The following is a 19,435-nucleotide window of genomic DNA, read 5'->3' on the forward strand; positions in this document are numbered from 1 at the left end:
CGGCAGCAACCAACCCCGGAGGTCTTGACATGGGCGCCATCCAGCCGTGGCACATCATCATCGTGGTGATCGTGTTCCTGATCCTGTTCGGATCGAAGAAGCTCCCGGACGCCGCTCGCGGCCTGGGCCGGTCGATGCGCATCTTCAAGAGCGAGGTGAAGGAGATGCAGAACGACGGCAAGGACTCCTCCGCCGAGACCACCTCGCGTGAGTCCGACGCCGAGGTCGCCCCGCGCCAGATCCCGCCGCCGTCGCCCACCGACGCCACGCACGAGACCGACAACCAGCGTCGCAGCGCCTGATCGGGACGACGGTCGGCTGACCACCAGCGTCGTCCGACCGCGCCGGGGACACCCGGCGAACCGGTGTACCGCCGGCCGCGACGTCCCCGTCGCGGCCGCCACCGACCGTCACGTGAGGAACCGAGACCCGCACCGTGCGCATTCCCCTTGATCCACGCCGTCGACGTGTGAAGGTCAACCCCGACGGCACCATGTCGCTCGTCGAGCATCTCTACGAACTGCGTCGTCGGCTCCTGATCTCGGTCCTGGCCATCGGCCTGACCACCATCATCGGATTCGTCTGGTACTCCTACGGTTTCCTGCACGTCGAGTCGCTCGGCGAGCTCCTGCGTGGCCCGTATTGCGCGCTGCCCGAGAGTGCGCGCGCGACGCTGACGCCCGGCAACGAATGCCGGCTGCTCGCGACCGGTCCGTTCGACCAGTTCATGCTGCGACTCAAGGTGGGGCTCACCGCCGGTGTGGTGCTGGCGTGCCCCATCTGGTTCTTCCAGATCTGGCAGTTCATCACCCCGGGCCTGCACCAGAACGAGCGCCGCTACGGCATGGGATTCGTCGCGGTCGCCGCGACCCTGTTCGTCACCGGCGCCATCCTCGCCTACCTGGTGGTCGCCAAGGCGTTCCACTTCCTGCTCACCGTCGGCGACAACGTCCAGGTGACCGCCCTCGCCGGCGACCAGTACTTCAACTTCATCCTGCATCTGCTCGTCATCTTCGGCGTGAGCTTCGAACTCCCGCTGCTGGTGGTCGCGCTGAACCTCATCGGGATCCTGACCTACGAGCGCCTCAAGGCATGGCGACGGGGTCTCACCTTCGGTCTGTTCGTCTTCGCCGCGGTGGTGACCCCCGGTTCGGATCCCTTCACGATGCTGGCGCTCGCACTCGCGCTCACCGTGCTCTTCGAGTTCGCCGTGCAGTTCGCCCGCATCCACGACCGCCGCAAGGCCCGACGTCTCGGCGAGGACTGGGGAGACCTCGACGACGACGAGGCCTCGCCGCTGGACCACCGCCCGGAGAAGGTCGGTGCGTCGACGGTCACCCACACCCCGGCGCCGGTGCGTGCGGGTGAGTTCGATGACATCCTCTGAGGCCGCCGGACCCTGGGACGACGACACCCCCTGGGGCCCCGACGCCGGTGCCCCGATCACCGAGGGCGCCGTCACCGAGGTGGTCGATCGTCCTCGGCTGCGTGAGTTCACCGACCGGCTGTCGTTCTCCCTCGACCCGTTCCAGCGGGAGTCGTGCGCGGCTCTCGAGGACGGCCACGGGGTGTTGGTGTGCGCGCCGACCGGTGCGGGCAAGACCATCGTCGGCGAGTTCGCCGTGCACCTGGCGCTGCAGGCCGGCACGAAATGCTTCTACACCACCCCGATCAAAGCACTGAGCAACCAGAAGTACTCCGATCTCGTCGCGGTGCACGGCGCCGACTCCATCGGACTGCTGACCGGCGACAGCTCGATCAACCCCTACGCCCCGATCGTGGTGATGACGACCGAGGTCGTCCGCAACATGATCTACGCGAACTCGCCCGCGCTCGACGGTCTGTCGCATGTCGTGATGGACGAGGTCCACTTCCTCGCCGACCGCTTCCGCGGCGCGGTGTGGGAGGAGGTGATCCTGCACCTCGATCCCGACGTGAAGCTGGTCAGCCTGTCGGCGACGGTGAGCAACGCCGAGGAGTTCGGGGACTGGATCAAGACCGTGCGCGGCGACACCACCGTCGTCGTCGACGACCACCGACCGATCCCGCTGTGGCAGCACATGATGGTCGGCAACCGCATCTTCGACCTGTTCGACCAGCGCATCCGTCCCGGCGAACGCCCGCAGGTCAACGGTGAGCTGACGCGCTACATCAAGCAGCGCGAGATGGTGGAGGACCACCAGCGCGCGCACAGCGGTCGGGGTGCGCGTGGACGGCCCCAGCGCGGGCGTCCGACCGGCACCATCTCCCGACCCGACCTGATCGCGCGCCTCGACCGCGACGGGCTGCTCCCGGCCATCGGGTTCATCTTCTCCCGCGCGGGATGCGAGGCCGCGCTCGAACAGTGCGTGCGGTCCGGACTGAACCTCCTCGAACCTGACCAGGCCGAGCAGGTCGCCGAGGTCGTCGCCCGCTACACCGGCGAGTTCTCGCCGTCGGACCGCGAGATCCTGCGCGTCGACAGCTGGGAGAGCGGTCTGCGGCGCGGCCTCGCCGCCCATCATGCGGGGATGCTGCCGGCGTTCCGGCACGCGGTCGAGGAACTGTTCGTCCGCGGACTGGTCCGCGCGGTGTTCGCGACCGAGACCCTCGCGCTGGGGATCAACATGCCGGCCCGGTCGGTCGTGCTCGAGCGACTCGTCAAGTTCAACGGCGAGTCGCACGTCGATCTGACCCCCGGCGAGTTCACACAGTTGACCGGTCGCGCCGGTCGCCGCGGCATCGACGTCGAGGGTCACGCGGTGGTCGTGTGGATGCCCGGTCTCGACCCGACGCGGGTCGCCGGCCTGGCCGGAGCGCGGACCTTCCCGCTGCGCAGCTCCTTCGCGCCCGAGTACAACATGGCGATCAACCTCATCGGTCGCCTCGGCCTGGCCGGCGCGAAGAACCTCCTCGAGCGGTCGTTCGCGCAGTTCCAGACCGACCGCTCGGTGGTCGGCCAGCACCGACAGATCGACAAGGCGCGCGTTATCCTGCGCAAGATCGACACCGAACTCGTCGGCCGCGCAAGCGGTCTCGGCATCGACCCCGGCCGTCTCGCACCCGACGAGCCGGTCGGTGACGCGTCGGCCTACGACGGTTTCCTCGGATACATGACGCTGCGCGAGGACATCCGGACCCGCGAACGCGATCTGAAGTTCCACAAGCGGATGACCCTGCAGGCCAACACCGTCGACGAGCTCTTCGGCCTCAAGCGCGGTCACGTGATCGGCCTCCACGGGGGTCGTCACCGCGGCCTGGCCGTGGTCATCGAGCCCGCCAACGACCGCCGCGACCCCAAACCACTCGTCCTGTGCGAGGACGGGTGGGCCGGCCGGGTCGGGGTCTCGGACTTCCTGAACCCGCCCGAGGTCGTCGGTAACATGCGGTTGCCACGGCAGGTCGACCATCGGACGGGCCGTGGCCGGCGTGATCTGGCCTCGTCGCTGCGCAACACCGGCCTGTCGGTGCCGAAGGGCCGCAACACCAAGCGTTCCCCGGCCGCCGACGACGGCGAACTGGCCGATCTGCGTGCTCGGCTCCGCGCGCATCCGGCGCACGAGCTGTCGAGCCACGACGAGCTGTTCCGTCTCGCCGAGCGTCGCAATCGGTCGCTCCGCGAGATCACGAACCTGACGTCGTCGGTGGACACGCGGACCTCGACGCTGAGCGTCACCTTCGATCGCATCGTGGCCGTGCTCACCGAACTCGGTTACCTTCTGGCCGACGTCGATGCCGAGGGCGCGCCGCGCATGGTGGTCACCGAGTCCGGGTCGACACTGAGCCGCGTCTACAGCGAGAGCGACCTGCTGATCTGCGAGTGCATCCGTGCCGGCGTGTGGGATGCGTTGACACCGCCAGAGCTCGCCGCGGTCGTGTCATCGGTGGTCTACGAATCGCGGCGCGACACCTACTCCGGACCCGACCTCGTCACCGGGAACCCGACCCTGCGCGAGACCCTGTCGGCGACCCACAAGCAGTGGCGCACGCTGTCGGCCCTGGAGAACCGCCACGGTGTCGGCGTGACCCGCGAACCCGACGCGGGATTCGCGACCGCGATGTACACCTGGGCCGCGGGCCGGTCGCTCGGTGAGGCGTTGGCCGTCGCGGGTGAACGCGGGCGGCCGCTGCCGGCCGGTGACTTCGTCCGGTGGTCGCGGCAGGTCATCGATCTCCTCGAGCAGATCCGCATGAGCGCCGGCGCCGAGGGGCGTCTGGCCCGCTCGGCGAAGTCGGCCGTGGGGTGCATCAAACGCGGTGTCGTCGCGGTCGAACTCGGCTGATCGCACCCCGCCGGACGTGGGTGCTCGGGTCCCCGGCGACGACCGGGGTCTGCGGTATCTTCGGACCGGAGCACCGGCGGTGGACATCGTCGCGCACACGTATCGACTTGCGGAGGGCACCGATGAGCGACCCCCAGAACCCCGGTGGACAGCGGCCGGGCGATGACGCGCCCGGCGCACAGCCCTGGGGACCTCCCGCCTACGGCCAGCCCTACCAGCCGAATCCGAACCCCTACGGCCAGAACGCACCCGACGGCAGCCCGTACCCCGATCAGTACCCACAGAATCCGTACGGTCCACCACCCGGCAGCCCCTGGGGCGCGCCCGCGCCCGGTGGGCAGGGGTACGGGACACAGGGCTACGGGCAGCAGGGGTACCCGGACCCGAATCAAGGCGGGCAGCCGAACCCCTCGGCTCCGTGGACACCCCAGTACGGCCAGCAGCCCTACGGCGCACCGCAGCAGACCGTTCCGGGCGGACAGGGTTCCGATCAGTTCGCGTCGATGGGCCGGGAGCCGCGTAAGCGCCGACCGGTGCAGATCGCCGTCGCCGGTGGGATCGTGGCCGTCGTCGTCGTGGTGCTGGCCATCACGGCGTTCGTCGCCCCGGGATTCGCACTCACCAAGCAGCTCTCACAGTCCGCGGCCGAGTCGGGTGTGAAATCGATCCTCGAGAAGGACTACAGCGCGACCGACGTGTCCTCGGTCAGCTGCCCGTCGGGTACCGACGTGAAGAAGGGCGCCACCTTCACCTGCACCGCGACCGTCGCCGGAGCGCAGCAGAAGGTGACGGTCACCTTCCTCGACGACGACGGCACCTACGAGGTCGGCCGCCCCAGCGCCAACTGAGAACGGCAGGACCGACCCCGGTCACGACGTCAGAAGCGAGCGTCCCACCCGAAGGCCTCGGCCAAGCGGTTGACCGACGACCCGATGCCCAGTTCGGCCACGAGGGCCGCGAGCGCATCGGGATCGGCCGGCGCCGACGGGACCAGGCCCTCGGTGTCCCCGTCGACGGGAGCGTCGGTCCGCACGAACACGACCGTGCGGGCGGCGGCGAGATAGTCCGAGGCGTCGACGATGGAGGCGCGGATCCGGGGCGAGATCGCCTTGTCGCCGGCTCGTGCCGCCTCCTCGATGCCGTCGAGGGTCTCGAACTGCGCCAACAACTTCGCGGCCGTCTTCTCGCCGACACCGGCCACCCCGGGCAACCCGTCGGACGGGTCGCCGCGCAGGATCGCCAGTTCGGCGTACGCCGTGCCGGGACGCCGCGGCGGTACCGAGTAGACGTCGGCCACCTCGACGGGACCGAACTTCTCCGCGCGGTTCACGCCACGACCCACGTACAGCACACGCACCTCGACCGGATCGTCGACGACGACCTGCAGCAGGTCGCGGTCGCCGCTGACGACCACGACGGGGTCGTCGGTCTCGGTGTCGGCCAGGGTCCCGATCACGTCGTCGGCCTCGCACCCCGGAGCCCCCGACGACGCGATCCCGGCCGCGGCGAGGACCGACATGATCATGTCGACCTGGGGTGTGAGGGTGTCGGGGACCTCCTCGACGAACTCCTCGCCGTCGGCGGCGGCCACCGTCTCGGCGACGCGGTGCGCCTTGTAGGAGGGGATGAGGTCGACCCGGAACTGGGGGCGCCAGTCGTAGTCGAGACACACGACGAGTCGGCGTGGGGATTCACGCGTGGCGAGCACCGCGATCATGTCGAGGAATCCACGGACGGCGTTGACCGGCCGCCCGTCGGGGGCGGTCAGTTTCTCGGGGAGCCCGTGGAACGCGCGGAACCACAGACTCGCACCGTCGAGCAGCATCACCGGGGCAGCCATGGACGACACTGTGCCAGATCAGGGCGGGCCCACGGGGCACCGATCCGCGAGGCGTCGTGCGGTGACCTACGGTGAACTCATGACCGATCAACGTTTCCCCGCAGAGGTCTACGCCGAGCGGTTGGCCGGTGTCGCGGCACACGCAGAGCGCGCCGGCGTCGACGCCGTGATCGTGGGCCCCGGACCGGATCTCGAGTACCTGACGGGTTCGCGCGCGAGCACCTTCGAACGGCTGACCGCGCTGGTGATCCCGACTGTCGGGGAGAGCTGGGTGGTGGTCCCACGCCTGGAACTCGCCGCGCTCCGCGCCTCGGCGGTGGGGGAGTTGGGGATCGAGACCCGCGACTGGGTCGACGGCCAGGACGCCTACGCACTCGCCCTGCAGGGGGTGGCCGATGACGCCACGGTGGCGGTCTCCGACTCGGTGCCCGCGTTGCACCTGATCCCCATCGCCGATCGCCTGCGGTCGTTTCCCCGGTTGGCGACGCCGATCCTGCGCACGTTGCGGATGGTCAAGGACGACGCGGAGATCGACGCGTTGCGACGCGCAGGTGCCGCCATCGATCGTGTGCACGCGCGGGTGCCGCAGTGGTTGGTCGCCGGACGGACCGAACGCGATGTCGCCGCCGACATCACGGCCGCGATCCTCGAGGAGGGACACACCGAGGCGGCGTTCGTCATCGTCGGGTCGGGACCCAACGGCGCCGATCCCCACCACGAGGTGTCCGACCGGGTGATCGCCGACGGTGACGTGGTCGTGGTCGACATCGGCGGACCGGTGGCGCCCGGATACAACTCGGACTCCACCCGCACCTACTGCGTCGGTGAACCCGACGCATCGGTCGCCGAACGCATCGCGATCCTCGAACGCGCGCAGCAGGCCGCGGTCGATGCCGTCGCACCCGGCGTCACCGCGCACCAGATCGATGCCGCCGCCCGCGACGTCCTCGCCGCCGCCGGCTACGGCGACAACTTCATCCATCGCACCGGTCACGGCATCGGGTTGTCGGTGCACGAGGAGCCCTACATCGTCGCCGGAAGCGATGAACCCCTTCTGCAGGGGATGGCGTTCAGCGTGGAGCCGGGCATCTACTTCACCGGCGAATGGGGCGCACGTATCGAGGACATCGTGGTGGTCACCGCCGACGGGTGCGAGCCCATGAACACCCGGCCGCACGGGTTGACCCGCGTCTGACGCGGGTCACCGGGCTCGGCTGGTCACAGATCGGGGCGCGCCAGCACCTCGTCGACGAGGTCCTTCGCGTCCTTCAGACCCAACCCGGGGTGCGCCTCGCGGAGCTGCCGGATCGCGTCGATCCGGTCGTCGGTCCCCGTCGTGACCGCGACGACGTCATCGAACGGCACCGAGGCGGGATTGACACGCGGATAGGCGAGCGCGGGTCGGCTGCGACCGGTCATCCGTCGATATCCGTTGACACCGATACTCGCCGCCAGCACCACGGAGACGATCGCGAGGAACACCCGGTAGATCGATGGACTGTCGATCGCATCGAACACATAGCAGGCGGCGAGATAGACGAACGCGACACCGAAGACGACGCCCGCACCGGTGTGGAGGAGTTCGCGGCGTCGTGTCACGCGGTGGGGTCCTCGGCGAACAGTGACTGCGATCCGAGCACGCGGGTCACCTCGATCTCGATGACGACGCGACGCGGGTTGACCTTCGGCTGGCGGTAGCGCAACGCATAGCGACGGACCGCCTCGGCGATGTCATCGGCGTCGCGACTGATGCGGGCGGGACCCTCCAACGTGAGCCACCGCGGCCCGTCGACGTGCGTGACCGCGGCGTACCCACCCCGATCGACGTTGCGGACCTTCTGGCTGCCCTCGAAAGTGATGACCCGCGCCAGGCTGCGTTCGGGCTCATAGGTCACCCCGACGGCGACCGAATGCGGGGTGTTGTCGGCACGCAGCGTGGTGAGACTGGCCAGATGGCGATCGGTGAGGAACTCCAGAGCGGCGGGGGAGAGATCGGCTGCGGTACGGGGCACATGGTCAGCCTATCGAGAAGGCGGTGACAGAATGTCCGACGTGGCCCAGCGACGTCGACGACCCGACACCGACGGTGTCGTGCTGCTGTTCGGCGGGCGCAGTGAGATCGGCCTCGCCGTCGCGACACGCATCGCCGCCGACGCCGTGGTGGTGCTGGCGGCGCGGCGACCCGACGACCTCGAGACTGAGACCGCCGCCTTACTGGCCGCCGGAGCCCGCGAGGTGCACACCGTCGCCTTCGACGCCGACGACACCGCGTCGCACATCGGGATCATCGAGTCCGTGATCGCACGACACGGTCCGATCGGTGTCGCCATCGTCGCGTTCGGCATCCTCGGCGATCAGGCCCGCGCCGAGACCGAGGTCGCCCACGCCCTGCAGATCGCCCACACCGACTACCTCGCGCAGATCAGCGTGCTGACCCCGCTCGCCGCGACGATGCGCGCACGCAATGCGGGCGCGATCATCGTCTTCTCCTCGGTCGCCGGCGTCCGGGTACGACGCGCGAACTACGTGTACGGCTCCACCAAGGCCGGCCTCGACGGCTTCGCGTCGGGTCTGTCCGACGCCCTGCACGACACCGGGGTACACCTTCTCCTCGCCCGACCCGGCTTCGTCGTCGGGGCGATGACCAAGGACCTGATGGCCTCGGGTGTGGAACCCGCGCCGATGTCGAGCACACCGGACCAGGTCGCCGACGCCGTCGTGCGCGCGCTGCGGCGGGGTCGCGCGACGGTGTGGATCCCGTGGGCCATCCGTCCGGCGTTCTTCGTCATGAAACTCCTTCCGCAGCCGATCTGGCGTCGCATGCCGCGATGAGCACGCCCGACGTCGTGGTGGTGGGCATCGGCGCCGACGGGTGGCGCGGACTCTCACCGATCGCACACGACGAACTGACCGGCGCGACCATGATCGCCGGTTCTTCACGGCAACTTGAGCTGCTGCCGGACCTGTCGGCGCGCACCCACGTGTGGTCGACGCCCATGCTCGCCGACCTCCGCGCGTTGCTCGCCGACCCGCCGGCGCGTCCGCTGCACGTACTCGCCAGCGGCGACCCCATGTTCCACGGCGTCGGCGCCACGATCGTCGGACTCCTCGGCGCCGAGCGGGTCCGTGTCATCCCCGCGGTGTCGAGTGCGTCGTTGGCGGCCGCGCGCATGGGATGGGACCTCGCGCGCACACCGGTCATCAGTCTCGTCACCGATCCGGTCGAGACGATCCTGGCCCACGTGAGCGACGGCGTGCGACTGCTGCTGTTGAGCCGCGGCGCCGACACACCCGCGGCGATCGCGACGACGTTGTGCGACAACGGCTTCGGTGAATCAACGATCACGGTACTGGAATGCCTCGGCGGTGACGAGGAGGCGATCGAGTCCGCCGACGCCGCGCAGTGGCGGCGATCACCGGGTCACGATCTCAACGTCGTGGCCGTCGCCTGTCGCGGCCCGAGGATCAGCACCGCACCCGGTCGCCCCGACACCGACTTCGACTCCGACGGGCAACTGACGAAGACGGCCGTCCGGTCCCTCACCCTCGCGCTGCTCCGGCCCGCTCCGCGGGAGACGCTGTGGGACATCGGTGGCGGCGCGGGATCGGTGTCCATCGAATGGTTGCTCACCGAGCCCACGAGCCGCGCCGTGGTGTTCGAATCCGATCCCGACCGACGGGCTCGCATCGCACACAACGCCGCACGACACGGCGTCACCACGCGCCTGCGCATCGAGGGCGAGGCGCCGGCGGCCCTGCACGACGCCCCCCGACCCGACGCCGTGTTCGTCGGCGGTGGTCTGACCGTCGCGGGAATGGTCGAGACCTGCTGGGACGCGATGGCCCCCGGCGCACGCCTCGTCGCCAACGCGGTCACGCTCGAGTCCGAGACGCTGGTGATGGACCGGCAGCGCAGCCTCGGCGGCGACCTGCGGCGCATCCACATCGACCACGCGGCGCCACTCGGGGGCATGACGACGTGGCGTCCCATCCTGCCCGTCACGCAGTGGTCGGTCGTCAAGAACACGCACACCACCGAGGAGCGACCGTGACCGTGTACTTCATCGGCGCCGGCCCCGGCGCCGCCGATCTCATCACCCTGCGTGGGGCGAACGTGCTCTCCCGCTGCGCGACATGCCTGTACGCCGGTTCGCTCGTTCCCGCCGAGATGCTCGAGCACTGCCCACCCGGGGCGGTGCTCATCGATTCCGCACGGATGCCGTTGGCCGACATCGTCGAGCACATCGCCGCCGCACATCGGGCCGGTCACGACGTCGCCCGCCTGCACTCCGGCGACCCGTCACTGTATTCCGCTGTGGCCGAACAGATCCGAGCGCTCGACGCGATCGGTATCGACCACGTGATCGTGCCCGGGGTCCCGGCCTTCGCGGCCGCCGCCGCGTCACTCGGACGGGAGCTCACCGTCCCCGGAGTCGGGCAGTCACTGCTCATCACCCGCGTCTCCACCCTGTCGACCGACATGCCCGACGGCGAGACCCTGGCCGAACTCGCCGCCACACGGGTCACGCTCGCCCTGCACCTCGCCGCCCACCGCATCGACCAGGTACAGGCCGACCTCGTCGAGCACTACGGCGCCGACTGCCCCTGTGCCGTCGTGGCGTTCGCGAGCCGTGACGACGAGCAGATCGTCCGCTGCACGCTGGCCGATCTCGCCGCGCGCACCGCCGAGGCCGGGATCGTGCGCACCGCGGTGGTGTTCGTCGGCCGCGTCCTCGCCGCGTCGGGCTTTCCCGACAGCTACCTCTATTCGCAGGCACGGATGACGAAGGTGGCCGGTGACGGCCACTGAGCCGCCGGCCCCGGTCCTGATCCTCGGCGGTACCGGCGAGGCCCGGGCACTCGCCGCAGCATTGGTCGCCGACGGGATCGCGTGCGTGTCCTCGTTGGCCGGTCGGGTCTCCGATCCGGCCCTCCCCGCGGGCGAGGTCCGCATCGGTGGGTTCGGAGGATCCGACGGTCTCGCGGCCTGGTTGGCCGACCACCACTGCACGACGGTGGTCGACGCGACCCATCCCTTCGCCCAACAGATCTCCCGCAACGCCGCCGACGCCGCGAGAGCGACCGGCGCGCACATGATCTCGCTGCGGCGCCCACCCTGGACACCGGGACCCGACGACCACTGGACCACCGTCTCCGACATCGGCGCGGCGGCGGCCCACGTCGGCACGCGCGCCCGGCGTGTCTTCCTCACCACCGGCCGTCAGGACGTGGGCGCCTTCGCCGACATCGACGACTCGTGGTTCCTCATCCGCGTGGTCGATCCGCCCACCGGGTCCCTCCCGCGGCGCCACCGGGTGCTGCGCAGTCGCGGACCCTATCGCCTCGCCGACGAGCGGGAGATCCTGCGCGACAACCACATCGACACGCTGGTCACCAAGAACAGCGGGGGTGACCTCACGAGCGCGAAGCTGCGTGCGGCGGCCGAACTCGGTGTCGAGGTGGTGATGGTGCAACGGCCAGCGCCACCCGACCACGGACAGGTGGTGACGTCGGTGGACGCCGCACTCCGCGCAGTCCGCGGGGCGGCCCTCCCGGGGTGACGACCGATCAGGCGTCGCCGTAACGGCGTGAGGTGAACACCGCGGCGCCGGCGGGCCGGTCGACGACCCGGGTGGTCGACGAACCCACGATGAGCAACGTCCGCATGTCGACGCTCGCGGGGTCGAGCTCACCGACCGTGGTCATCGACACCGCCTGCTCCGGTCCGCCCACGTCGCGACCGGCGATCACCGGGCGCTCGGCGCCGACCTCGGCGAGCAGGATCGAGCGGAGCGCCTCGACCTGCCAGGTGCGACTGGCCGAACCGGGGTTGTAGATGGCGATGACGAGATCGGCGGACACCGCGGCGCGAATACGACGCTCGATGGTGTCCCAGGGCTTGAGGCGATCGGACAGGGAGATGACCGCGTAGTCGTGTCCCAGGGGCGCACCGACCGCCGCCGCCACCGCGTTTGCCGCGGTCACCCCGGGGACCACGCGGACCGTGACCCCGGTCCACGGCGCTTCCGCCGACATCTCCACCACCGCCGAGGCCATCGCGAACACGCCCGGATCGCCCGACGACACCACGACCACGCGGGCGCCCGCGGCGGCGAGATCGAGGGCCATGCAGGCCCGTTCGGACTCCACGCGGTTGTCGCTGGCGTGCATGCGCTGTCCGGGACGCGGCGAGATCCGGGCGAGATAGGTCTTGTAGCCGACGATGTCGGTGGCGCGGGCGAGTTCGTCGAGCACCTCGGGCGTGGTCCACCGTTGTGCGCCGGGACCCAGGCCGACGACCACCACCTCGCCGCCGACGGGATCAGCGGTGGCTGCCGACGACGAGCCGACGTGGTTGACCACACCGTTGATCACACCGGGGACCACGATCATCGAGAAGTACGGGACCGAGGTGGGGTCCACGTCGCGGACGGGCACCACGCGCTGGGTGGAGGTCGACGCCCGTTCGACATACCAGGCGCGGTCGGCGAGACCGGCGGTCTCCAGCGCCTCGAGGACGGTGGGGAAGGTGCGACCGAGCTTCATGATCGCCACCGCATCGCTGTCGCGGAGTCGACGCACCAGTTCGTCGCGGCCCATGGTCCCGGGGAGCACGGTGGTGGTCTCGTCGGCCTCGACCCACGGGATCCCGACCGCGGCGGTGCTCGCGCTCACCGAGGTGACGCCGGGGACGATCTCGGCGTCGAACTCGTCGACGAGGCGTTTGTGCATGTGCATGTAGCTGCTGTAGAACAGCGGATCACCTTCGGCGAGAAGGGCGACCGTGCGCCCAGCGCGCAGGTGGACGGCGAGCCTCTCCGCGGACTCGGCGTAGAACTCCTCGAGTGCCCCGCGGTACCCGCCGGGATGATCGGTGGTGCCGGTCGTGACCGGGTACACCAGCTTCTCGTGGACCTGACCCTCACGCAGGTACGGGGTGGCGACGCCCAGTGCGATCGAACGACCGTGGCGTGCAGAGTGATACGCCACCACGTCGGCTTCGGCGATGATCCGTGCCGCCTTGACCGTCACCAGTTCGCTGTCACCGGGCCCGAGGCCCACACCCCACAGTTTCCCGGCGCCGGATCCGGCATCGATGCGATCGGGGCTCACTCGACCGGGCTCGCCAACGCGTTGAGCGCGGCGGCGGTGATCGCCGAGCCGCCACGGCGCCCGAGGACGGTGATGAACTCCAGATCGGTCCGCTCGGCCAGCGCCGCACACGATTCCGCGGCACCGATGAACCCCACCGGGGCACCGACGATCGCGGCCGGACGGGGACCGCCCGCGTCGATCTGCTCGAGGAGGGCGAACAACGCGGTCGGGGCGTTACCGATCCCGACCACCGCGCCCTCGAGCATCGGTTCCCACAGGTGGACCGCGGCCGCGGTACGGGTGGTGTGCAACTGCTCGGCGAGGGGCGGCGTCCGTGGGTCGCCGAGCAGACACACGACGTCGTTGTCGACCGGCAGGCGCCGGCGGGTGACCCCCGAGGCGACCATCGTCGCGTCGCAGAGGATGGGAGCGCCGTTGCGCAGCGCCGTGCGCGCCGCCGTCACGACCCCCGGGGTGGCGACGACGTCGGTGGTGAGGTCGGTCTGCCCGCAGGCATGGATCATCCGGACGACGACGGTCTCGGTGTCGTCGTCGAACGCCGACAGGTCGGATTCGGCACGGATGGTCGCGAACGACTGCCGGTAGATCTCGGCGCCGTCGTGGATGTAGGAGTACATGTCGGGACTCACGATAGCCGCGGGCCGTCGACCCTCTGACCGTCGTATCCCTCGTCCGTCGCGGTGACCCGCAGGTGTTCGGAGTGGGGACTGCCGCAGGCGCGGTCGCATCCGACCCAGTGCTCGCGCCCGTCATGGCCCGCCGATCCGGCGGTGACGGCGAACTCGAGATCGGCTCGGACGTCGGCATGCGACTTCGCGCACCCGGGTGATCCCACGCAGGAACTGACCTGCGCCCAGGGCGAGTTCGCGTCGAAGATCAGCCCCATGGGCGCCAACACCCGCACCACCGCCTCGGCCTCGTCCTCGGTGAGATCGACCAGCACGATCGATCTCCACGGGGTCACGATGACCGGCTTCTCGACGGCCGCGATGACGGTGGCCGTCCGCGCGGGGAGGATCCCGTGGGCCAGCACCGCACCCAGCGCGACCCCGCCGTCGGCCTGCTCGAACCAGCCGACCGGCGCCGAGCCCGCGGATCCGAGCTCGACCGGATCGGTGGTGACGGCCAGACCCGTGTGGTCCAGTACCGTGGCCACACCGTCCCGCAGTTCCGCGAGCCGCCACTGGCGATCGCGTTCGCGACCGAAGGCGCGTGCCGCGGCGAGCATCGTCGCGACCGTGGCGTCGGCGGCCACGCGGACCCCGGTGTCGGCACCGGCGAGGACGAGCGCGAACTCCCCGTCGAGCGCCTCGTCGCCGCCGAGGGCGTGCACACCGATGTCGGGTCCGAGTCCGGTGACGTCGCCGGTGCCGTCGTCGACGGCGAACAGGACGCGACCGGGCAGGTCCGCGAGGTCGGGGTCGGCGCGCAGACCGAGGTCGAGGTCGGTGACGATGCCCGCGACGTCGGGTCCCGACCCGACCCGACCGGCCAACGGCGAGGCGAGGATGTTGCGCACGCGCTCATGGGTCTCCGACGGCAGCAGCCCGGCGTCGGCGAGGCGCTGCGCGAGCGCGTCGGGGTCTCGCACCGCTCTGAGCTGCACGTTCCCGCGACTGGTGAGTTCGAGGTCGCCGCTCGCCAGCTCGTCGGCCGCGGAGGCGAGCGCCGCTAGTTGCTCCGGGGTCAGCACGCCCCCGGGCAATCGGACCCGCGCCAGCGGTCCGTCGGCGGCCTGATGCAGCGACAACGCACCCGGGCAGGCGTCGTCGGCGCGGGTCCGCGCGGTGGGATCGGGCGGCGTGGTCACGGCGTCCACGGTACGACCGCCGGTGCACAGACCCGTATCGTCATCGGCAGAGCGGTGCGGAAACCGGTGGGAACCCGGTGCGGTCGCGCCACTGTGACCTGCGGCGACGCGGGAAGTCAGACCCGATCCGCTCACCGGATATCTCCACACCACCACCGGGGCGCGAAACCCCCAAGGGAGGCACGACCCGTGATCCTGCTGCTGTCCACCTCGGACACCGACCTGTCCAGCGCGCGATCGTCCGGCGGCGAGTACACCTGGGCGAACTGCAACCGCATCAGCGTCACCGACGACCTGCCCGCCATGCTCGACGCCGCCGATCTCGTCATCGTGCGCATCCTGGGCGGGCGGCAGATGTGGGAGTCGGGGGTGGCCACGGTCCTCTCGTCCGGCGTGCCCCTGGTGATGCTGGGTGGCGAGATGGCCCCCGACGCCGCCCTGATGGAGCTGTCGACCGTCCCCGCCAACGTCGCCTCGCAGGCACACCAGTACTTCGCCGAGGGCGGACCCGAGAACCTCCTGCAACTGAGCTGGTTCCTGTCCGACACCGTGCTGCTGACCGGACACGGATTCGAGCCGCCGCAGTCCACGCCGACCTGGGGGATCCTGGAACGCGACCAGACCGACGTCGCGGGCCCGACGGTCGCAGTGCTCTTCTACCGGGCGCAGCACCTGTCGGGGAACACCGGATACATCCACGCTCTGTGCGACGCGATCGTCGCCCACGGCGCACGCCCCCTCCCGATCTTCTGCGCGTCCCTGCGCGCCGCACCTCCGGAGCTGCTCGACACGCTGCGCGCCGCCGACGCCATGGTCGTCACCGTGCTCGCCGCGGGCGGGACCCGACCGGCGGGCGTCACCGCCGGAGGCGACGACGAGGCCTGGGACGTCGCCGAGCTCGCCGCCCTCGACGTGCCGATCCTGCAGGGCCTGTGCCTCACCAGCAGCCGCGCGACCTGGGCCGACGGTGACGACGGCATGACCCCGCTCGACGTCGCCACACAGGTCGCGGTGCCCGAGTTCGACGGTCGGATCATCACCGTGCCGTTCTCGTTCAAGGAGATCGACGCCGAGGGACTGAGCACCTATGTGCCCGACGCGGAGCGGTGCGCCCGCGTCGCCGGCATCGCGACCCGCTACGCGCGTCTGCGCCACATCGCTCCCGCCGACAAGCGCGTCGCCCTGATGCTGTCGGCATACCCGACCAAGCACGCCCGCATCGGCAACGCCGTCGGCCTCGACACCCCCGCGAGCACCATCGGGGTGTTGCGCGCGATGCGTGCGGCCGGATACGACATGGGCCCCGAGTACGGCGACGACGCTGTCCCCGGCCTGGCCGCGGGGGACGGCGACGCGCTGATCCACGCACTCATCGAGGCCGGGGGACAGGACCCCGACTGGCTGTCGGCCGAACAGCTCGAACGCAATCCCATCCGCATCTCGGCGTCGCTGTACCGGGAGTGGTTCGCGACGTTGCCCGACGATTTCCGGGCCCGGGTCGTCGACCACTGGGGTCCGCCGCCCGGCGAGCTCTACGTCGACCGGTCGTCGGACCCCGACGGCGAGATCGTCATCGCCGCACTGCAGTTCGCGAACATCCTGCTCATGGTGCAGCCGCCGCGCGGGTTCGGCGAGAACCCCATCGCGATCTACCACGACCCCGACCTGCCGCCGAGCCACCACTACCTCGCCGCCTACCGGTGGGTGGCCGCACCGGTAGATCGCGGCGGCTTCGGCGCTGACGCGATCGTGCACATCGGCAAGCACGGCAACCTCGAGTGGCTGCCCGGAAAGACCCTCGCCATGTCGGCGTCGTGTGGCACCGACGCCGCGCTCGGCGATCTGCCGCTGATCTACCCGTTCCTGGTCAACGACCCCGGGGAGGGGACGCAGGCCAAGCGTCGGGCGCACGCGACACTCGTCGATCACCTCATCCCGCCGATGGCGCGCGCCGAGAGCTACGGCGACATCACCCGCCTCGAGCAGCTCCTCGACGAGCACTCCAACATCACCACCCTCGACCCGGTGAAGCTGCCGGCCATCCGTCAGCAGATCTGGACGCTGATGACCGCGGCGCAGATGCACACCGATCTCGGCCTGGAGGAGCGTCCGGCCGAGGAGGTGTTCGACGACATGCTGCTGCACGTCGACGGCTGGCTGTGCGAGATCAAGGACGTCCAGATCCGGGACGGCCTGCACATCCTCGGTGAGGCGCCGCGCGGTGAGTCCGAGATCGACATGGTGCTCGCGATGCTGCGCGCCCGGCAGATGTGGGGCGGCGAACGCAGCGTCCCCGGCCTGCGCGAGGCCCTGGGGTTGTCGGAGGACGGCGACGAGGTCCGCGGGCGGGTCGACGAGATCGAGGTCCGTGCACGCGACCTCATCGTCGCGATGGCCGACGCCGACTGGGCGGTCGACGCCGTCGGATCCGTCGTCGCCTCGGTCGAGGACGCGACGCAACGCGAGACCGTGGGACGCATCCTCGAGTTCGCGGCCACCGAGGTGGTTCCGCGTCTGCGGCAGACCGACGGCGAGGTCGACCGGATCCTGCATGCCCTGAACGGCGGTTTCATCCCATCCGGCCCCAGCGGCTCGCCGCTGCGCGGACTCATCAACGTCCTGCCGACCGGTCGCAACTTCTACTCCGTCGACCCCAAGGCGATCCCGTCGCGCCTCGCGTGGGAGACCGGCCAGCTGATGGCCGAGTCCCTCGTCGACCGGTACCTCACCGATCACGGCGAGTACCCGCAGTCGGTGGGTCTGTCGATCTGGGGGACCAGCGCGATGCGGACCTCCGGAGACGACATCGCCGAGGTGTTCGCCCTGCTCGGTGTGCTGCCGGTGTGGGACGAGGGGTCACGGCGCGTGGTGCGCCTCGAACCCATCGGGCTCGCCGAACTCAAGCGGCCCCGCATCGACGTCACCGTCCGCATCAGCGGCTTCTTCCGCGACGCCTTCCCCCACGTGCTGGCGATGCTCGACGACGCTGTACGCCTGGTCGCCGATCTCGACGAGCCGCACGAGTCGAACTTCGTCCGTGCCCACGCCCAGGCCGACCTCGCCGACCACGGCGACGAGCGCCGCGCCACCACCCGCATCTTCGGGTCGAAGCCCGGGTCGTACGGCGCCGGTCTGTTGCAGCTCGTCGACAGCAAGAACTGGCGCAGCGACACCGACCTGGCCGAGGTCTACACGACGTGGGGCGGCTTCGCCTACGGGCGCGGCCTCGACGGTGTCCCGGCCGCCGACGACATGCGCACCGCGTACCGGCGGATCGCCGTCGCGGCGAAGAACACCGACACCCGCGAGCACGACATCGCCGACTCCGACGACTACTTCCAGTACCACGGCGGCATGGTCGCCACGGTGCGGTCGTTGACCGGTAAATCGCCCGAGGCCTACATCGGCGACAGCACACGACCGGAGTCGGTGCGCACCCGCACGCTGGCCGAGGAGACCGCTCGGGTGTTCCGGGCCCGCGTCATCAACCCGCGGTGGCTCGACGCCATGCGACGCCACGGTTACAAGGGCGCGTTCGAGATGGCCGCGACCGTCGACTATCTCTTCGGCTACGACGCGACCACCGGCGTGGTGCAGGACTGGATGTACGAGAAGCTCACCGAGACGTACGTCCTCGACGAGACGAACCGCAAGTTCATGGCCGAGTCGAACCCGTGGGCACTGCACGGCATCGCCGAGCGGCTCCTCGAAGCCGCCGGGCGGGAGCTGTGGTCGCAGCCCCCGCCGGAACTGCTCGCCCAGCTGCAGCAGGTGTTCCTCGAGACCGAGGGTGACATCGAGGGCGACGAGTAGGCGGCCGACACAGCCCGGCGTGCCGTCCGGGAGAAAAATCGGTCCCTCGTTCGTTGACCCGGTACTCCATCACCACAACCGAGGACTGATCGCCATGAAGCTCGCCGTGTTCGCCACCTACCTGCTCGTCGAGATCGGCGCGTTCGTCGGTCTGGTGTACGCGATCGGGTTCTGGTGGACGCTGCTCGCGACCTTCGCTGCGGTGATCATCGGGGTCGCGCTGCTGCGCCGTCAGGGTGCGCGCGTCTTCGCCGAACTCCGTGCCGCGGCAGACGGTTCCACCGATTCGGTGCGACCGCTCACCGACACCGCACTGCTCGCGGGCTCGGTGTTCCTGCTGTTCCTGCCGGGCATCGTCAGCACGGTGCTCGGTATCGCGCTGCTGCTCGGACCCGTCCGGGCACTGGCACGCCCGCTCGTCGCCGCACTCGGCGCCCGTCGCGTCGTGACGGCGATGAACCGCTACGGCGCCGCCGGCGGCCGCGGGATCGTCGTCGAGGGCGAGGTCGTCGACCCGACACATCCCGCGTCGCCCGGAGCCACCCCGGGATGGCGTTCGATCGGCTGAGTGGCCTGACGCCGGTACCCGCGCGC

The 19,435-nt window shown here is 70.3% G+C and carries 17 protein-coding genes; 11 read left to right on the top strand and 6 right to left on the bottom strand.

Going from position 1 to position 19,435, the window contains the following annotated elements; all coding sequences use genetic code 11:
• The first annotated feature begins 29 nt into the window (after nucleotides 1–29).
• The 4 genes from tatA (at nucleotide 30) to OG579_RS02455 (ending at nucleotide 5,110) form a co-directional block, all read left to right on the top strand.
• Nucleotides 30–302, top strand: a complete 273-nt coding sequence (tatA, locus tag OG579_RS02440) for a Sec-independent protein translocase subunit TatA (protein ID WP_045822794.1) — start codon at nucleotides 30–32, stop codon at nucleotides 300–302.
• 134 nt (nucleotides 303–436) lie between these two features.
• Complete coding sequence (gene tatC / locus OG579_RS02445; protein WP_045822795.1) at nucleotides 437–1,387, top strand: twin-arginine translocase subunit TatC; 951 nt, start codon at nucleotides 437–439, stop codon at nucleotides 1,385–1,387.
• Nucleotides 1,374–4,262: a DEAD/DEAH box helicase gene (locus OG579_RS02450; protein WP_328857941.1), complete on the top strand. Its 2,889-nt coding sequence runs from the start codon at nucleotides 1,374–1,376 to the stop codon at nucleotides 4,260–4,262. The genes tatC and OG579_RS02450 overlap by 14 nt, the downstream gene beginning before the upstream one ends.
• A gap of 122 nt (nucleotides 4,263–4,384) precedes the next feature.
• Entirely contained in the window at nucleotides 4,385–5,110 is a 726-nt protein-coding gene (locus OG579_RS02455; RefSeq protein WP_328857942.1) for a DUF4333 domain-containing protein, read from the top strand.
• Nucleotides 5,111–5,139: 29 nt separating this feature from the next.
• Here the strand turns inward: OG579_RS02455 and OG579_RS02460 are convergent, their stop codons facing one another.
• Entirely contained in the window at nucleotides 5,140–6,087 is a 948-nt protein-coding gene (locus OG579_RS02460) for a 5'-3' exonuclease (RefSeq protein WP_328859135.1), read from the bottom strand.
• A gap of 94 nt (nucleotides 6,088–6,181) precedes the next feature.
• Here OG579_RS02460 and OG579_RS02465 point away from each other — a divergent pair, with 94 nt between their 5' ends.
• The gene (locus OG579_RS02465; RefSeq protein WP_328857943.1) at nucleotides 6,182–7,297 is read left to right on the top strand and encodes a M24 family metallopeptidase; all 1,116 of its coding nucleotides are present in this window, start codon (nucleotides 6,182–6,184) and stop codon (nucleotides 7,295–7,297) included.
• Between the two features lie 23 nt (nucleotides 7,298–7,320).
• Here the strand turns inward: OG579_RS02465 and OG579_RS02470 are convergent, their stop codons facing one another.
• Both OG579_RS02470 and OG579_RS02475 read right to left on the bottom strand, forming a co-directional pair.
• On the bottom strand, nucleotides 7,321–7,701 hold the full coding sequence (locus tag OG579_RS02470; protein ID WP_052688853.1) for a ribosomal protein L7/L12: 381 nt from the start codon (nucleotides 7,699–7,701) through the stop codon (nucleotides 7,321–7,323).
• Complete coding sequence (locus OG579_RS02475) at nucleotides 7,698–8,114, bottom strand: pyridoxamine 5'-phosphate oxidase family protein (RefSeq protein WP_045822796.1); 417 nt, start codon at nucleotides 8,112–8,114, stop codon at nucleotides 7,698–7,700. Before OG579_RS02475 ends, OG579_RS02470 begins: the two co-directional genes overlap by 4 nt.
• A 31-nt stretch (nucleotides 8,115–8,145) precedes the next feature.
• Between OG579_RS02475 and OG579_RS02480 the strand changes: the two genes are divergently transcribed.
• From OG579_RS02480 to OG579_RS02495, 4 genes are read left to right on the top strand one after another with little or no spacing between them, the layout of a single operon-like run.
• The gene (locus tag OG579_RS02480; protein WP_408068731.1) at nucleotides 8,146–8,934 is read left to right on the top strand and encodes an SDR family NAD(P)-dependent oxidoreductase; all 789 of its coding nucleotides are present in this window, start codon (nucleotides 8,146–8,148) and stop codon (nucleotides 8,932–8,934) included.
• Entirely contained in the window at nucleotides 8,931–10,154 is a 1,224-nt protein-coding gene (gene cbiE / locus OG579_RS02485; protein WP_328857945.1) for a precorrin-6y C5,15-methyltransferase (decarboxylating) subunit CbiE, read from the top strand. The genes OG579_RS02480 and cbiE overlap by 4 nt, the downstream gene beginning before the upstream one ends.
• A complete protein-coding gene (cobM, locus tag OG579_RS02490; protein WP_328857946.1) occupies nucleotides 10,151–10,912 on the top strand; it encodes a precorrin-4 C(11)-methyltransferase in 762 nt (253 codons plus the stop codon). The genes cbiE and cobM overlap by 4 nt, the downstream gene beginning before the upstream one ends.
• Nucleotides 10,899–11,663, top strand: a complete 765-nt coding sequence (locus OG579_RS02495; protein ID WP_328857947.1) for a cobalt-precorrin-6A reductase — start codon at nucleotides 10,899–10,901, stop codon at nucleotides 11,661–11,663. Before cobM ends, OG579_RS02495 begins: the two co-directional genes overlap by 14 nt.
• Nucleotides 11,664–11,670: 7 nt before the next feature.
• Here the strand turns inward: OG579_RS02495 and cobJ are convergent, their stop codons facing one another.
• The 3 genes from cobJ to cobG are packed head-to-tail and all read right to left on the bottom strand — an operon-like array spanning nucleotide 11,671 to nucleotide 15,028.
• The gene (gene cobJ / locus OG579_RS02500) at nucleotides 11,671–13,215 is read right to left on the bottom strand and encodes a precorrin-3B C(17)-methyltransferase (RefSeq protein ID WP_328857948.1); all 1,545 of its coding nucleotides are present in this window, start codon (nucleotides 13,213–13,215) and stop codon (nucleotides 11,671–11,673) included.
• The gene (locus OG579_RS02505; protein WP_045822948.1) at nucleotides 13,212–13,835 is read right to left on the bottom strand and encodes a precorrin-8X methylmutase; all 624 of its coding nucleotides are present in this window, start codon (nucleotides 13,833–13,835) and stop codon (nucleotides 13,212–13,214) included. Before OG579_RS02505 ends, cobJ begins: the two co-directional genes overlap by 4 nt.
• A gap of 8 nt (nucleotides 13,836–13,843) precedes the next feature.
• Nucleotides 13,844–15,028 (bottom strand): precorrin-3B synthase, encoded by a 1,185-nt coding sequence (gene cobG, locus OG579_RS02510; protein ID WP_328857949.1) that lies wholly within the window; start codon nucleotides 15,026–15,028, stop codon nucleotides 13,844–13,846.
• Nucleotides 15,029–15,217: 189 nt separating this feature from the next.
• Here cobG and cobN point away from each other — a divergent pair, with 189 nt between their 5' ends.
• Nucleotides 15,218–18,841, top strand: a complete 3,624-nt coding sequence (cobN, locus tag OG579_RS02515) for a cobaltochelatase subunit CobN (protein WP_328857950.1) — start codon at nucleotides 15,218–15,220, stop codon at nucleotides 18,839–18,841.
• A gap of 94 nt (nucleotides 18,842–18,935) precedes the next feature.
• Nucleotides 18,936–19,409 (top strand): FxsA family protein, encoded by a 474-nt coding sequence (locus OG579_RS02520; RefSeq protein WP_328857951.1) that lies wholly within the window; start codon nucleotides 18,936–18,938, stop codon nucleotides 19,407–19,409.
• Nucleotides 19,410–19,435 lie beyond the last annotated feature (26 nt).

This window comes from Williamsia herbipolensis, assembly GCF_036153515.1.
In the GTDB taxonomy this organism is placed as follows: Bacteria; Actinomycetota; Actinomycetes; order Mycobacteriales; family Mycobacteriaceae; genus Williamsia_A; species Williamsia_A herbipolensis.